Genomic DNA, 15950 nt, shown 5'->3' with positions numbered 1-15950 from the left:
ATGGACACCCACCGCGTGCGGCGCCTGCGCTGGCAGGCCTCGGCCCCGAATCCTGGCGAAGCCTTTGCGCTGCGCGCGATGCTGCGCGAACAGGGCGACGTCTGCGAAGCGGCGTTGGACCGGGCGTTCGACATGGCGGTGCCGCGCGACGAGGTGTGGCACCTGCCGAAGCTGGCGCTGGAGGTTCGGTTGACGGACCTTCGGGGGCTGTCGGCGGGCGAGTTGTCCGAGCGCATCGAGGCGGCGGTGCGCGCGGCGCTGGCTGCGGCGGAGCGTCCGGTGAAGCGCGATGTGCGTGCGAGCGACGCAGGACAGGCAGGCCGGTCCGGCATGTCGCCTGCTACTTCGCCCTTTCCCGAAGCGGACGTCGTTTCTTCTCAGAGCTCGACCGCCGTCGAGGCGCGCCAGGCCCTGAAGCACTACATGGCGAGCGGCCTCCTGCCCTGGACGCTCGCCGGCCTCGCGCCCGAAGAAGCGCAGCGCGTGCTGGCCGAGGCGGCGATACGGGCTGCGGAATCGGTGGCACGCGGCGCCGAACCGCTGCGCTCGGTGCTGCCCGACACCGCCGACGTGCGCTCGGCCTTCGGTGCACTGCTGCGCTGGTTGCCCTTGTTGCCCGCCGCCCTGCGCCGCCGCCTGCTCGCGGTGCATTGGCCGCCGCTGCCGTTGAGCCCCGCGACGCTGGAGGGCTGGCGCGCATGGATCGATGACGACGCGATCGACCGCGTCGAATGGCAGGCCATCTGGCTCGCCGCGCCGCTCGGCACCGCTGCGCTGCGCGAACTCGTGGCGCAGCAGCGCGCTGCTGCGAACGCACCGCCGTTTCTTGCGACGCTGCAAGAAGCACTTGTCGAAAAGCCACGCGCGCGAAGAACCGCTCAGCCGTCCTCCGCGGAAGAGACCGAAAGAACCTCCGTCACGCCAACAGCAGAGCCACTGCATCGCGCTGCACAGACGCATTCGCTGGCGCACGAGACGTCGACAACCACCGAGCCCCTGCTCGTCCCCCTCGCCGGCCTGGTCCTGCTGCACCCCTGGCTGCCCCGCATGCTCGCCGGCTGCGGCGTGCTCGACCAGAGCGGCAAGCAGATCCTCCCCGCCGAGCTGCCCCGCGCTTGCGCGCTGCTGCACGCCCTCGCCTGCGACGACGCGCCCCTCGCCGAGCACCAGCTGCCGTTCATCAAGCTGCTGCTCGGCCGCCCGCCCGATGAGCCGCTGACCGCCGCGCTGCCCGCGCTCTCGCTGACCGATTGCGAGGAGGTCGATGCGCTCCTTGCCGCGGTGCGCGACCACTGGAGCGCGCTGCGCGGCACCGGCATCGAGGGCCTGCGCCTGAGCTTCCTGCAGCGCCGCGGCCTGCTCTCGCGCGGCGACGGCGTATGGCACCTGCGCATGCAGTCCGAGGCCTTCGACATGCTGATGGCGATGCTGCCGTGGCGCATCGAGCAGGTGCGCCTGCCCTGGATGCCCAAGCTGCTGATCGTGGAGTGGCCCACGCCATGAAGCCCGCCGACATGCCGCCCGTCGATGCCCGTGTCGATGCGGACACGCTCGAAGCCGAGCTCGAATGGCTCGCGCATGTGATCGAGCTGCGCCTGCATCACTATTTCCACGACAAGGCGCCGGGCTCGCCGCCGCTGCCCGGCACGCTCGCGCCGCCGCCCGCGCTGCGGCCCGGCGCCGGTCCGTACGCGGCCGCGCTGCAACGCCACGGCTTCGACGCCACCGAGCGGCTGCTGATGATCCTCGCGCTCGCGCCGCCGCTGCGCCCGCAACTGCTCGACGTGCTGGCCACCCAGAACGCCGTCACGCAACGCCCCTACACCGAGTTCGGCGCGCACGCGGGGCCGGGCGGCGCGATGCTGCCGACGGTCGAGACGGCCTGCTTCCTGGTCGCGGGCGACGACCTCGCACGGCGCTTCGAGGCGCTGCAGCGCCTCGCGCCGCAGCAGCGCCTGGCGCGCGACGGCCTGCTGCACACCGAGGCGCTGCCGCAGCCCGATGCCGGCGGCCTGTTGCAGTCGCTGCTCGCGCCCTCGCCAGCCTTCCTGGCCGAAGCGTTGCCTGGCCCCGCGCTGCCGGCGCCACCGGACCGCACCGCGCTTGCCACGCGCGTGCAGACGGGCCTGCGTTGGGAAGACCTCGTGCTGCCCGCCGCCACGCTCGCGCAGCTCGAGGACATCCACCTCTGGCTCGCCCACGGCCAGCGCCTGCTGCACGACTGGGGTTTCGGGCGGCGCACGGGGCGCGGCCATGTGAGCCTCTTCCACGGCCCCTCGGGCACCGGCAAGACGCTGTCGGCCTGCCTCATCGGCGAGCGCTGCGGGCGCGAGGTGCACCGGGTCGATCTGTCGCTCGTCGTCTCCAAGTACATCGGCGAGACCGAGAAGAACCTCTCGCGCCTGTTCGACGCGGCCGAGCGCGACGGCTGGATTCTTTTCTTCGACGAGGCCGATGCGCTCTTCGGCAAGCGCACCAGCGTGAGCGACGCGCACGACCGCTATGCGAACCAGGAGGTGAGCTACCTGCTGCAGCGCATCGAGGGGTTCGACGGCGTGGTGATTCTTGCGAGCAACCTGCGCCACAACATCGACGATGCGTTCCTGCGCCGCTTCCAGTCGGTGGTGCAGTTCCCGCTGCCGCGCCCGCCCGAGCGGCTGCGGCTGTGGCGCGAGGGCATTCCCGATGCGGTGCGGCCCGACCCTGCGCTGGACCTCACGCGGCTCGCGCAGCAGCACGAGCTTTCGGGCGGCACCATCGTGAACGTGTTGCGCCATGCGTGCCTGCGCTCGCTGGCGCGCGGCGACGGCCTGCTGCGCGCCGAGGACGTGGACGAAGGCGTGCGGCGCGAGCTCCTGAAGGAGGGCCGCGCGCTGTAGCGGGAACGCCCATGGCCGACACCGCCACCCAGGTCTCCCCCACGCGCGCCGCGCTGCGCGTGCCCGACACGCGCCGGCCGCCGCCCCGGCGCGTGCCGCCGGCCACCTCGAAGCCCGCGGCCGCCGTCACGCCGATTCGCGTGTCGCAGCCTTCGGACCCGGCCGAGCGCGAGGCGGTGCGCGTGTCGCAGCGCGTGCTGGCCATGGCGCCGGCCGCCGCGACGCCGCAGGCGCGGCGCTTCGCCAAGACCGTGCCGGCGCGCGGCTCGGCGCGCAGCCTGCTGCCGTCATCGCTGGGCGTGGGCGCGTCGGTGGGCCAGCCGCTGCCGCGCCATCTCAAGCACGACATGGAGCCGCGCTTCGGCGCCGACTTCTCGGCCGTGCGCGTGCACACCGGCGATGCGGCCGCGCGCGCGAGCCGGCGCCTGAACGCGGCGGCCTTCACGGTGGGGCACGAAGTGTTCTTCGGGCGTGGGCGCTTTGCGCCCGGCAGCGTCGAAGGCCGCGGCCTCATCGCGCACGAGCTCACGCACACCATCCAGCAAGGCGGCGCCGCGCAGCCCTCTGCAAACTCCGCCGTGGCGCACCGCAGCGTCGACACCACCGTGCGCGTGCGCAGCGAACCGCAGGTGCAGCGCCTGGGCGTGCAGGACGCGCTCGACTACTTCGCCGGCAAGGCCGACAGCATTCCCGGCTTCAGCATGTTCGCGCTGGTGCTCGGCATGAACCCGATCAACGGCCGCGCGGTGGACCGTTCGCCGGCCAACGTGTTCCGCGCGCTGGTGCGCTTCGTGCCCGGCGGCGACCTGATCGTGAGGGCACTGGACACCTACGGCGTGTTCGACAAGATCGCCAACTGGTTCTCCCAGCAGGTCGACAGCCTGGGCATGGTGGGCGCGAGCTTCAAGCAGGCCGTGTACGACTACGCCGATTCGCTCGGCCCGGGCGCGCTGCTCGACCTGGGCGGCGCGTGGGACCGCGCGGTGCGCATCTTCACGACGCCGTGGAACCAGGTCAAGACCTTCGTCGGCGGGCTGGCGGGCGACATCCTCACGCTCATCAAGGACGCGGTGTTGAAGCCCCTGGCCGCGCTGGCCGCGACCACGCCGGCCTATCCGCTGCTCAAGGCCGTGCTCGGCAGGGACCCGGTGACCGGCGACGAATCGCCGGGCGATGCACAGGCGATCCTCGGCGGCATCATGACGCTGGCCGGCCAGGGCGAGGTGTGGGGTCGCGTGCAATCGACCGGCGCCATCGGCCGCGTGGTCGCGTGGTTCAACGATGCGAAGAAGGCGCTGGTGGGCTTCGTCAAGCAGGTGCCGGCGCTGGCGATGGCGGCCTTCACCTCGCTGGAGTTGATGGACATCGTGCTGCTCCCGCGGGGTCTCGCGAAAGTCGCGGCCGTGTTCGGCAACTTCGTCGCGAGCTTCATCGGCTGGGGCGTCGATTCGGCGATGAAGCTCGCGGAGATCGTCTTCGAGGTGGTGAGCCCCGGCGCCTGGGGCACGATCCAGAAGACCGGCAGCGCGCTCAAGAACATCATCAAAGACCCGCTGCCCTTCGTGAGCAACCTGGGCAAGGCGGCCAAGCTGGGCTTCCAGAACTTCGCGGGCAACTTCCTCACGCATTTGCAGAACGGCCTCATCAAGTGGCTGACCGGCTCGCTCTCGGGCGTCTACATCCCCACGGCGCTGTCGCTCCCCGAGATCGTGAAGTTCGCGTTCTCGGTGCTGGGCCTGAGCTGGGGGAACCTGCGCGGCAAACTGGTCAAGGGCATCGGCGAGACCGCGGTGGTGGCGCTGGAGAAAGGCTTCGGCATCGTCATGACGCTGAAGGACAAGGGCCCCGCCGCCGCCTGGGAGCAGGTGAAGGCCGAGCTCGCCGCGCTCAAGGACCAGGTGATCGAGGGCATCAAGGGCATGATCATCGAGGCCGTGGTGACCAAGGCGATTCCCAAGCTGGTGGCGATGTTCATTCCGGGCGCGGGCTTCATCTCGGCCATCGTGTCGATCTACGACATGGTGATGGTCTTCGTGAACAAGATCTCCGAGATCGCCGCGGTAGTGAGCGCCTTCGTGGGCTCCATCTCTGCGATCGCGAGCGGCGCCATCGGAGCGGCCGCGGGCAAGGTGGAATCGGTGCTGGCGGGCGGCCTCTCGCTCGCGATCAATTTCCTCGCGGGCTTCGCGGGGCTGGGCAAGATCGCCGCCAAGATCAACGGCATCCTGCAGAAGATCCGCGCGCCGGTGGACAAGGCGCTGGATTCGATGGTGGCGTGGGTGCGCAAGATGGCCAAGAAATTCCTGGATGCGCTGCTGGGGAAGAAGGACAAGGACGGCAAACCCGCCAAGCCGCCGCAGGCGCAGCTCGATGCCGCCGTTCGCGCCACCGAAGCGGTGGTGGACGAGAACCCGTCGCTGGAGGGCACCTCGGGCAAGTTCGCGGCCATCAAGTCGCAGTACGGTCTTAAGCGGCTCGACGTGCGCAAGCAATCCGAGACCGAGATCAGCATCGATGCCGAACTCAACCCCAAGAAGCACGAAGTTCGCAAGCTCAGCCCGAAACAACGGCTCAAGGACTGCATCAAGCGCGGTCTGCACGGCAAGAAGGTCCGGATGCAGGGCAGCGGCAATCCCAAGCGCGCGGCCGAGCAGGCGGTGATCAAGCTGCGCCAGCTGCGGGCCAAGCAAACGAAGATCGCGGCGGATCTGCGGTCAGCCGACGTCCGGCTCGTTGCGCAGGAGCGCCTGGCGCGCGCACGCGGTGTGCCCGAGGCCGATATCCCGGGGCTCACCGCAAAGCTGCGCGACGCGCTCGCGCGCGCGAAGGCCCAGATGCAGGGTGTGGAAGCAGGCATCACAGGTATCGAGCACGAGGAGACCGTCGCGAAGAAAGAGAAGCCCGACATGCGCAACATGATCGTGATCTGCGACCACTGCGAGAACGTGATCCAGGAGTTCGACATGATCAAGGACAAGACCGTGCTCGAGGCGAAGATCACGGTCGACGCCGTGAAGGTCGAGCAGATCGAGCGCCAGCAGGAGGTAGGCGCCAAGATGTGGGGGGATATCCAGGTGGAACTGGCCGTTGGAGCGGGCCCTGATGTGGACAAGCAGGTGCGCGAAAAATTCGGGCAAGGGGGCGCCACGCCACCCAAGACCCGGCAATACTGAGACCCATGGACGACCACTGGCCCACCGTTCTCGAACTTGCACCGCCGGCCGTGCCGTGGGCGGGCTCGGCCGCGGCCATCGTGGGCACCCTGCAGGCGCGCTCCGCCGCCACACCCGAGACAGAGGCAGGTCTGGTCGCGAGCGGCCCTCTTCGTACCAGCGGCGCGCTCGAGATCGCCGGAAAGACGGTGGGCTTCAAGTTCCGGGCTGCTACGAACGCCGGCCCGTTGGCCGTTCATTTCGATTCCGGAGCCTATGCCGCAGCCTTCGATGTCATGCGCTTGCGGGCCCGCCGCAAAGGGCTCGATGCGCTGATGCGCCTGTGTGTCGAACTCGCAAGTGCGGGCCGCGCCGAAGGCTTCAGGCTGCGTTTCGACGCTGCGAGCGCAGAACCGGTCGGCATTCAGGCGCTGGTGAGTGGCTTGACATCGGTCGATGGCGAGCCCGGGCTCATCGCCGGGCTCTCCGCCTCATCGGCGCACTGGCCGACGGTGCGCTCGTTCTGGCCCGGATGGCTCGATATGGACGGCTACCAAGTGAAGGAATTTCTCTCGTAGCCTTTGTCCGGTCAGGCCGGCGACGCCTGCGGAAACGCGATCTGTATCTTCACATCGCTCGCCCTCCCCGCCGCTGCTTCTTCGAAGGCCCGGATACCATCCTCGAACGCAAAGGTCCGCGAGATGAACGGCTTCACGTTCACCTGCCCCGAAGCGATCAACGCGAGCGCGCGCGGAAAGATGTTGGCGTAGCGGAACACCGACTCGATGCGCAACTCCTTCGCCTGGATCGCGACGATGTCGAACGCGACCTTGGCGGGCGGGCAGCCCACGATCACGACGCAGCCGCCGGGGCATGGCAGCTCGAAGATGCCCTCGTAGGCGCGGGTGCTGCCGCTGGCTTCGAAGACGACGTTCGCGCCCCAGCCGTCGGTCAGCGTCTTCACGGTGTCGGCGAGGTTCGTGTCGCGCACATTCACCGTCGTCACGGCCGGATTGCCGGCGAAGAGCGCCAGCTTCTCGGGCACGAGGTCCGCGAGGATCACGCGCGCCGCGCCGCCGGCCAGCGCCGCGAGCGCGGTCATCGCGCCGATGGTGCCCGCGCCGATGACGACCGCGACGTCGCCGGGTTTCAGCGCGGCCTTCTTCGCGGCCTGAAGGCCGATGGCCAGCGGCTCGACGATCGCGCCTTCGCCGAAGCTCACGTTGTCGGGCATGCGGAAGGTGAACGCGGCCGGATGCACCACGAACGGCGTGAGGCAGCCGTGGATCGGTGGCGTGGCCCAGAAGCGCACGGCCGGGTCCAGGTTGTAGATGCCCTCGCGGGTGGCGCGCGAATCCATCTCGGGAATGCCGGGCTCCATGCACACGCGGTCGCCGGGCTTGAGGTGCGTGACTTCGGCGCCCACCTCGGCGACCACGCCGGAGGCTTCGTGGCCGAGGATCATCGGCTCGTTGACCACGTAGGGGCCGATGCCGCCGTGCTGGTAGTAGTGGACGTCGCTGCCGCACACGCCCACGGTGTGCATGCGGATCTTCACGTCGCGCGGCCCCATGTTCAGGGGAACGTCGACGTCGCGCAGCGTGAGTTCGTGCGCCTTTTCCAGGACCAGTGCTTTCATTTCGATCTTTCGCTCAAGGGTGTTTGTGTGTGTATTGGGGTTCAGTGAAAAGGGGTGCCGGCGTGCAACAGCGAGGCGCCGGTGTCGATGTCGAACAGGTGCACCTGCTGCGGGTCGGCGACGAAGCGCACGAGGTCGTGCATGCGTGGGCTCTGGGCCGATGGCATGAGCGCGGAGATTTCGCCGCCGTCTTCACCGCCGCTCTGGCCGAAGCTCACCAGCACTTCGTTGCCGAGGTATTCGATGAGCTGGACCTCGCCGGAAAAGCCGCCGTCGCGGCCCTCGTTCGTGTCCACCTGCAGATGAGCGGGCCGGATGCCCAGCGTCACGCGCGCGCGGCCATCGAGCGCGAAGCGCCGCGGATCGACATGCACCGTGCCGAAGGGCCCGCGCAGCACGACATGCCCGTCGGCGGGCGGTTCGACCCACATGTCGAGCAGGTTCATCGGCGGCGTGCCGATGAAGCCGGCCACGAAGGCCGAGCGCGGGCGCTCGAAGATCTCCCTGGGCGAGCCGACCTGCTCGATGCGCCCGTCGCGCAGCAGCACGATGCGGTCGGCCAGCGTCATCGCCTCGTGCTGGTCGTGCGTGACGTAGACGGTGGTCGTCTTGAGCGCCTGGTGCAGCTTGGCGATCTCGATGCGCATGTGGTTGCGCAGCTTGGCGTCGAGGTTGGAGAGCGGCTCGTCGAAGAGAAACACCTTGGGCGTCTTGATCATCGCGCGCGCGATCGCCACGCGCTGCTGCTGGCCGCCCGAGAGCTCGGCGGGCTTGCGCTGCAGGTAACGTTCCAGGCCCAGCGTGTCCGACACCTCCTTGATGCGGCTGTCGATCTCGGCCTTGGGCACCTTCAGGCGTTTGAGGCCAAAGGCGATGTTGTCGCGCACGGTCATGTGCGGATAGAGCGCGTAGTTCTGGAACACCATGGCAATGCCGCGCTCCTGCGGCGGCAGGTCGTTGACGCGCCGGCCGGCGATGTGCAGGTCGCCGCCGCTGATGTCCTCCAGCCCCGCGAGCATGCGCAGGATGGTCGACTTGCCGCAGCCCGAAGGGCCCAGGAACACGACGAACTCGTTGTCGGCCACGTCGAGGTCGAACTCGTGCACGACCTGCGTTTCCCCGTAGCGCTTGATGATGTGGTGACAGCGGATGGCGGACATTTTTTGATCTTTGGAAAGAGGAACGACGCGGCTCATGCAGCCTCCCGTTTGCGCTTGAACGCGGCGTTGAGAAAACCGCTGAGCACGCCCACCATCAAGAGCGGCGGCACCGACAGCAGGATGACCGACGCATTCAGGATGCCCCAGGGCACGTCGCGCCCGAGCTGGCTGAGTTCGGAGGCGACGATGGGCAGCGTCTTCGCATCCGAGGTGGTGAGCATCAGCGCGATGAGGAACTCGTTCCACACCAGCACGAAGCCGAAGGCGATGGCGCCGATGAGCGAGCGCGCGGCGATCGGCAGCGACACGCGAAAGAAGATCGCGTAGGGCCCGTAGCCATCGACGCGGCCCGCCTCTTCCACTTCCTTCGGCACCGCCTTGAACGCCGGAATGGCGAGCCAGATGACGGTCGAAAGCGTGAGCAGCGTGTAGGTCACGATGAGCGCGAAGCGCGTGTCGTACAACTCCAGCTGCAGCCAGATGACCATGAGCGGAATGGCCACCGCCACCGGCGGCAGGAAGCGCATCGACAGCACGAAGAACTGGATGTCGTCGGCCCAGCGCAGCGGATAGCGCGCGAGCGCATACGCGGCCGGCAGCCCCAGCACCGCGCCGATGACCACCGCCGCGCCGACCACGACGATCGAGTTGACCAGCCCCTGCGCCACCGCCTCGCGGCCCAGCACGTAGGCGTAGTTTTCCAGCGTGGGCGTGAAGATGAACTTCGGCACGGCCGAGACGATGTCGACCCGGTTCTTGAACGAGTTGATGAAGGTCCAGAGCACGGGCACCAGCGCCGAGAGCCCGGCGACGATGAGCACCAGCCGCGCGAGCAGCGTGCCGGCGGAGAAAGACGGCTTTTTCATCACGAGGGCCTCGTCCATTTCCAGATGTAGGTGAAGGCCACGGTCGATGCGACCATCATGAGCACCGCCATGCTCGAGGCGTAGGAGATGCGCCCCGACTCGATGAAGCCCTGCGAGAAGGCGTACATGTCCAGCGTCTCGGTGGAAATTCCGGGGCCGCCGCGCGTCATCACGTAGATGAGGTCGAAGGCCCGCAGCGACTCGACCATCTTCACGAAGGCCAGGCTGATGAGCGGCGCCTTGAGCATCGGCAGCGCGACGTAGGTGTAGACCTCCCAGGTCTTCGCATGGTCCATGCGCGCGGCCTCGAAGGGCTGGGGCGGCAGCGTCTCCAGCAGCTTGAGCACGATGACCGCGAAGAAGAGGCCCCACTGCCACACGTCGACGAAGGCCACGGTGAGCAGCGCCGTCAGCGGATTGGCCAGCAGGTCCAGCGGCTCGCCCGTGATCGCCTTGTACGGGTAGGTCAACAAACCGAACAGCGGATGGAACGCGAACTTCCAGACGAAGGCGGCCGACACGCGCGGCAGCAGCACCGGCACGATGAACAGCATCGACAGCACGTTGCGCCAGCGCGGCGAGGTGTTCTGGAACAGCAGCACGCCCAAGAGCACCGCGACGCCCATCGTGGCGCTGACCGTGAGCACCTCCCAGACGAGCGAGACGCGCACCGAGTTGAGAAAGCGCCGGTCGGAGAACAGCTGCGCGTAGTTCGAGAACCAGACCCAGCCGGCATCGGCCTGGCCGAGCTCGCGGTCCTGCAGCGAGATGCCGATCGCGAAGAGCGTCGGCACCAGCGCGAGGACCGCCAGCACCAGGAGGCCCGGGCCGATGAAGACGACTGGCAGCCTCGTCTTGTTGTTGCTTCGCGTCGGCTTCACTTCTTGCGCCGTGCGATCAGCTGCTTGGCGTAGGCGTCGAGTTCGTCGAGGCCGCCCTGGATGTCGGTGCGCGAACCGGTGATGAGCTCTTCGAGAATGATCCCCCAGCGGTCGCCCAGGTCCGGCCACGCCGCGTCCTGCCAGAAGTTGACCGCGGTGAGCTTGCCGGTGTCGGCCAGCGCCTTGCCGAGGTCCGCGCCGTAGCGCTTGGCGAACTCGGGGCTGGACAACACGCTGGTGCGGTTGAGTTCGCCGAACTGCCCTTCGGCCAGGCGCCGCTGCTCCTGCTTCTTGGACGTGGCCCAGGCGACGAAGAGGCCCGCGCACTTCTTCGCCTCTTCGGTCTTGTTGGCCTTGGTGCCGATGGCCAGGCCATGGCCGTAGCCGCCGCCGGTGAGCGGCGAAGGCGGCGACAGGTAGGCGATCTTGCCGATGACGGTGGACATCTTCGGGTCGAGCGCGTTGCCCGCGAGCGGCGTCGATTCGACCAGCATCGCGACCTTGCCCGCGAGGAAGGCGCCGGTGGCCTCGTCCCAGCCGCCGGTCTTGGTACCGGGCGCGGAGTACTTGAAGAGCTCCAGATAAGTCTGCGTGGCCTTCACCGCGGCGGGCGAGTTGAAGACGGGCTTGTCGCCCTCGAACCACTGGCCGCCCAGGCCGCGGAAGAACGGCATCCAGCGCCACACGTTGGCACCCGAGCCGCGCTGGCCACGCAGGGCCACGCCGTAGATGCCGTTGGCCGGGTCGTTCAGTTTCTTGGCGGCCGCGACGAATTCGTCGAGCGTGGTGGGCGGCTTCACGCCGGCCTTCTCCAGCAGGTCCTTGCGGTAGACCAGGAGGTCGCCGCCGCCGGTGAGCGGCGCGAACCACGCCTCGCCCGCGAAGGTCGCGACCTTCTGGCGGCCGGGGTCGAAGTCGGCGTAGTCGTAGTCGGCCGGGTAGTACTTGGCGAGCGGCACGATCCATTTGGACTGCGCGAACAGCGGCACGTTGGCCTCGTCGACGTAGTACACGTTGTACTTGCCGACGGTGGAAGCATCGGCGCGCGTCTTGGTGCGGCGGTCGTTCTCGTTGAGGTTGTCGATGGTGAACGAGGCGCCGCTCAGGGCCTTGAACTCGTCCTTGTACTTTTCGAGCAGGGTGAGGCCGTCGCGCGGTTGCGAAAGCACGCGCACATCGTCCTTGCAAGCCTGCTGGGCTTGCACATTGCCGGCCATGGCCAGTGCCGCCAGCAACAGCGCGCCGGCGGTCGCGCGGCGAGTGAATCGGTTCGTCATCGTTCGTCTCCTTGTGCTTGTGTGTGAGAGGAACGAAGCGTATGCAGGCCCCGCCGCGCGCTGCGTACAGGCGCGCTGACCGACTGGTATTTCCATGACCAGCGGACTTGGGGTTTAGCCGGGGGTGCGCGAGATAGTCGCTTTTATTTCATTGCAACGCCTAGGTTTGCAGGCAAAAAACGCGCACCGAGAAATAGCTCGAATTCGACTACTTCCCCTGTATCGACGCTGCATGCGTTCCCCGATGTAATCCACGCGGCCAATCGCCGAGGTCACAAGTTTCGGCCGGCCGGTATGTGTTGATCCCTTACATCACCTTTTGTGGAATGCCTATGAAAACCAGAATCAAAGTTGTCGTTGCCGCGGTGTTGGCGTTGGCGGGGCATGGCGCCTTCGCCGCGGATGCGGAGGCGGACAAGAAGGCGGCGGTCGACCGCGCGTTGGCGCTGATCCAGAGCAATCCGGCGAGCTTCAGCGTGGCGAAACCGGCACCGGCGCCAGCTCGCCGGTCGGCTGATTCGCAGGGCTTTGCGAGCAGCGCGGCACCAGCCGCGCAGGGCGATGAATTCAAGCCGCGCGATGTGATCGTGGACAAGGATGGGACCGAGCATGTGCGCTTCGATCGCTTTCACAACGGGTTGCGCGTGATCGGCGGTGACGTGGTCGTGCATTCGAAGCAAGGCAGGTTGACCCTGGCCAACCTGACGCAACAAGTTGCGATCCAGTTGCCCGGAGCGCTGGGCAAAGTCGATGGTCGCACCGTCATCCAGAACGCGCCCGACATCGGCGCCGAACGCGCAAAGAGCATTGCAGGTGAGCAGTTCGCCAGTGCAGTGACCCGGTCGGATGCGCCCGAACTGGTCGTCTTCGCGCGCGATGAAAAGCCGGTACTCGCCTACGAGGTTCGCATCTACGGCAGGGCCACTGCGGCGCATGGCGGCGCCGTCGTCTACTACGTCGATGCCGCCAATGGCAAGCTCCTGGATGTGGAGGAGCTCGTGCATACCGCGGCCGCCACGGGTTCGGGCAAATCGCTGTACTACGGCGACCTCCAGATCACGACCGACCAGACCGGCAACAACGCCTATCGCATGGTCGATCCGACGCGCGGCGGCGGTGAAGTGATCGATGGTCGCGATTCGGTCTACACGGATCTGCTGAACGCGCCCGACCTGCCGCCATTCACCAGCCCCGACAACAAATGGGGCAACGGCGCGGTCACCGACCGCAAGACCGTTGCGGTGGACATCATCTACGGCCTGGCCAAGACCTGGGACTATTTCAAGGCCGTGCACGGCCGCACCGGCATCTTCAACGATGGCCAGGGCGTGCAAAGTTATGCGCATGTGCTGTTCACCAGGGAGGACGGCAGCCTCCACGGCGCCAATGCCGCATGGCTCGGCGAATCCCGCCTGATGGTCTACGGCGACGGGCAAGCAGGCACCTCCTTGCCTAGACCGGTGGTGAGCATCGACGTCGCTGGACACGAGATGAGCCATGGCGTGAATCAGGCCACGGCGAACCTGGCGTACACGCGCGATGCGGGAGGTTTGAACGAAGCGAATTCCGACATCTTCGGCACCCTCGTCAAGTACCACGCGAACAACGTCAACGACCCCGGCAACTACGTCATCGGCGCCCGCATCCTGGCCGGCGGCCTGCGCAAGATGTACAAGCAGGATCTCGACGGGCGCTCTTTCGTCTGCTATCTCAACCGTGAATTCAAGGGTGCGACGAAGGAGGAGAGGGCGATGCACGACCCGCACCTCACCTCAGGCGTGGGCAACCGCTTCTTCTACCTTCTGGCCGAAGGTTCGGTAGTGCCATCGACGGATAAAAAGTTGGACAAGAGCGCGCTGGTGTGCAACGGCGACACGAACCTCGCAGGCATCGGCCGCGACAAGGCCGGCAAGATCTGGTACCGCACCCTGACGGTGTACCTGAACTCCAACTCGACATACCCGAACGCCCGCGCCGCATCGATTCAAGCGGCCGCCGACCTCTACGGCACCAACTCCGTCGAGAAGGCCGCCGTCGCTCGCGCCTGGAGCGCCGTCCTGGTGAATTGACCGGCCTGCGCTGAAGGCCCCCCGACTGGCTCGCGACAACCGCCGCCAGTCGGGCATCATCCGGGCCAGAATCGGTGCCACCGATTCATCCATCCGCATTCGCACGCTGCAACGCAGGTGCCATGCACACGGCCCTGACGATGCAACGCTCGACTCCTCGCCGGTACGTGCCCTGCGCCCTTCTCGCGGCGCTGCTTCTTCCATCCGCGGGCCATGCGGAAATCTACAAGTGGGTCGATGCGCAGGGCCAGACGCATTACTCCGAACGCAAGGCCGATGCGGGCAACGCCAGGACCGTGGAAGTCAAGCCAGCCCCCGCACCACCACCGCAAGCCTCTGCGCCGCAGGAAGACTGGCGCGCGTGGAGCCGGGCCGCACCGCCATCGCAGACAGCGACCGGTGGACCGCCCTACGGGCCGCCCGCAGCAAGGCCCAGGTCCGTCTCGGGTGGCAGAGAGAACGGCACCGACGCATCGCGATGCACCCTCGCCAGGGATGTGCTCGACGGCACCTTGCGGCACAGCAACGGCAAGCCGATCGATCAGTACGACCGCGACGTGGCGCAGAACGACATCAAGTCCTTCTGCAAGTGATCGCTCCGGCGCCGCGGCGCCGATGACAGAACGAACCACCGGTTCTGCTTGAAATCCGGGCGCTGGAATGAATGGCGCCCCGCTTCGCCTTGCCCCTATCGGTTGCAATGTAAAACCGTATCACTAGAATCCGCCCGGTCTTCTTTTGAAACCAGATGCCATTCCCGCTTCATCTGGCCGCAACGAACATCGCCATGCAACTGAACCTCGACCCGGCCGCGGCCCGCCCCTCGAACGCACACGCCACCGCGCCCGCCATCTCCTCGGCGATGGCGCTGCTGTTCGCCATCGCCTGCGGGCTCGCGGTGGCCAACGTCTACTACGCGCAGCCGCTGCTCGACACGCTCGCCGCCACCTTCGGCATCCGCCCCGCCGCGGTCGGCATCGTCATCACGATCACGCAGGTGGGCTATGGCCTCGGGCTCCTCTTGGTGGTGCCGCTGGGCGACCTGATCGACCGGCGGCGGTTGATCGTGGGGCAGTCGCTGCTGTCGGTTGTCGCGCTCCTGTGCGTGGCACTTGCGCCCAGTGCGGCGGTCCTGTTGCCGGCGATGGCGGCCGTCGGCGTGCTGGCCGTCGTGACGCAGGTGCTGGTCGCCTACGCCGCGCTCACGGCGCCGCCGGGCGAGCGCGGCCGTGTGGTCGGCGTCGTGACGAGCGGGATCATCGTGGGCATCCTGCTGGCGCGCGCGGTGTCGGGCACGCTGTCTGATCTTTTCGGTTGGCGCTCGGTGTACCTGGTGTCGGCCGCGGCCACGCTGGTCGTCGCCGGCCTGCTGTGGAAGGCGCTTCCCCGGCACGCGCCGCCTTCGGTGCGCATCCCGTACGTGCAACTGATCCGCTCGGTGTTCACGCTCTTTGCCGAGGAGCCGGTGCTGCGCATTCGCGCGGTGCTCGCCATGCTGATCTTCATGGCGATCACGATGCTGCTCACGCCGATGGTGCTGCCGCTGACTGCGGCGCCGTTTGCGCTGTCGCACACGCAGGTGGGCCTCTTCGGACTGGCCGGGGCGGCGGGTGCGCTGGGTGCCGCGCGTGCGGGCCGGCAGGCAGACCGCGGCCGGGCGCAGCGCACCACCTGCATCGGCCTGGTGGTCATGCTGCTGTCGTGGGGGCTCATCGCGCTGCTGCCGTGGTCGCTCTGGGCGATGGCGGCCGGCGTGGTCGCGATCGACTTCGGCCTGCAGTCGGTGCACGTGGCCAACCAGAGCCTGATCTACCGCGTGCGCCCCGAGGCGCAGAGCCGGCTGGTCGCCGGCTACATGGTCTTCTATTCGATCGGCTCCGCGACGGGATCGATCGTCTCGACGATGCTGTACGCGCACGGCGGCTGGAACAGCGTCTGCCTCGCGGGGGCCCTCACCAGCGGCACCGCGCTGGCGTTCTGGGCCGCGACCCGGCACCTGACGCCGCGGGACAGCGGCGGCTGAAAAA

The 15950-nt window shown here is 67.8% G+C and carries 12 protein-coding genes; 7 read left to right on the top strand and 5 right to left on the bottom strand.

The window, feature by feature from the left end; translation table 11 throughout:
• Genes JC881_RS19595 through JC881_RS19580 form a run of 4 tightly spaced genes read left to right on the top strand, consistent with a single transcriptional unit; the run spans position 1 to position 6609 of the window.
• Positions 1-1503, top strand: coding sequence for a contractile injection system tape measure protein (locus JC881_RS19595; RefSeq protein ID WP_198787370.1), 1503 nt, complete (start codon positions 1-3; stop codon positions 1501-1503).
• Positions 1500-2879, top strand: a complete 1380-nt coding sequence (locus JC881_RS19590; protein ID WP_198787369.1) for an ATP-binding protein — start codon at positions 1500-1502, stop codon at positions 2877-2879. Before JC881_RS19595 ends, JC881_RS19590 begins: the two co-directional genes overlap by 4 nt.
• 11 nt (positions 2880-2890) lie before the next feature.
• Positions 2891-6052, top strand: coding sequence for an eCIS core domain-containing protein (locus JC881_RS19585; RefSeq protein WP_198787368.1), 3162 nt, complete (start codon positions 2891-2893; stop codon positions 6050-6052).
• A 5-nt stretch (positions 6053-6057) separates the two neighbouring features.
• The gene (locus JC881_RS19580; RefSeq protein WP_198787367.1) at positions 6058-6609 is read left to right on the top strand and encodes a hypothetical protein; all 552 of its coding nucleotides are present in this window, start codon (positions 6058-6060) and stop codon (positions 6607-6609) included.
• Positions 6610-6620: 11 nt separating this feature from the next.
• Here JC881_RS19580 and JC881_RS19575 read toward each other — a convergent pair whose 3' ends face one another.
• The 5 genes from JC881_RS19575 to JC881_RS19555 are packed head-to-tail and all read right to left on the bottom strand — an operon-like array spanning position 6621 to position 11854.
• Positions 6621-7670: an NAD(P)-dependent alcohol dehydrogenase gene (locus tag JC881_RS19575; RefSeq protein ID WP_198787366.1), complete on the bottom strand. Its 1050-nt coding sequence runs from the start codon at positions 7668-7670 to the stop codon at positions 6621-6623.
• A 41-nt stretch (positions 7671-7711) separates the two neighbouring features.
• Positions 7712-8830, bottom strand: coding sequence for an ABC transporter ATP-binding protein (locus tag JC881_RS19570; protein ID WP_233101903.1), 1119 nt, complete (start codon positions 8828-8830; stop codon positions 7712-7714).
• Positions 8831-8862: 32 nt separating this feature from the next.
• Entirely contained in the window at positions 8863-9696 is an 834-nt protein-coding gene (locus JC881_RS19565; RefSeq protein ID WP_233101902.1) for a carbohydrate ABC transporter permease, read from the bottom strand.
• Positions 9696-10577 carry a carbohydrate ABC transporter permease gene (locus JC881_RS19560; protein WP_198787364.1) on the bottom strand — a complete coding sequence of 294 codons (882 nt, stop codon included), beginning with the start codon at positions 10575-10577 and terminating at the stop codon, positions 9696-9698. The genes JC881_RS19565 and JC881_RS19560 overlap by 1 nt, the downstream gene beginning before the upstream one ends.
• Entirely contained in the window at positions 10574-11854 is a 1281-nt protein-coding gene (locus tag JC881_RS19555) for an ABC transporter substrate-binding protein (protein WP_198787363.1), read from the bottom strand. The genes JC881_RS19560 and JC881_RS19555 overlap by 4 nt, the downstream gene beginning before the upstream one ends.
• A gap of 332 nt (positions 11855-12186) precedes the next feature.
• Between JC881_RS19555 and JC881_RS19550 the strand changes: the two genes are divergently transcribed.
• From JC881_RS19550 to JC881_RS19540, 3 genes are all read left to right on the top strand, one after another.
• Positions 12187-13923, top strand: coding sequence for a M4 family metallopeptidase (locus tag JC881_RS19550; protein WP_198787362.1), 1737 nt, complete (start codon positions 12187-12189; stop codon positions 13921-13923).
• 140 nt (positions 13924-14063) lie between these two features.
• Entirely contained in the window at positions 14064-14516 is a 453-nt protein-coding gene (locus JC881_RS19545) for a DUF4124 domain-containing protein (protein ID WP_198787361.1), read from the top strand.
• Positions 14517-14710: 194 nt separating this feature from the next.
• Complete coding sequence (locus JC881_RS19540) at positions 14711-15946, top strand: MFS transporter (protein ID WP_198787360.1); 1236 nt, start codon at positions 14711-14713, stop codon at positions 15944-15946.
• The last annotated feature ends 4 nt before the right edge of the window (positions 15947-15950 follow it).

This window comes from Variovorax sp. IB41, assembly GCF_016405905.1.
Classification (GTDB): domain Bacteria; phylum Pseudomonadota; class Gammaproteobacteria; order Burkholderiales; family Burkholderiaceae_C; genus Variovorax.
This window is presented reverse-complemented; position numbering and strand designations above follow the sequence as displayed.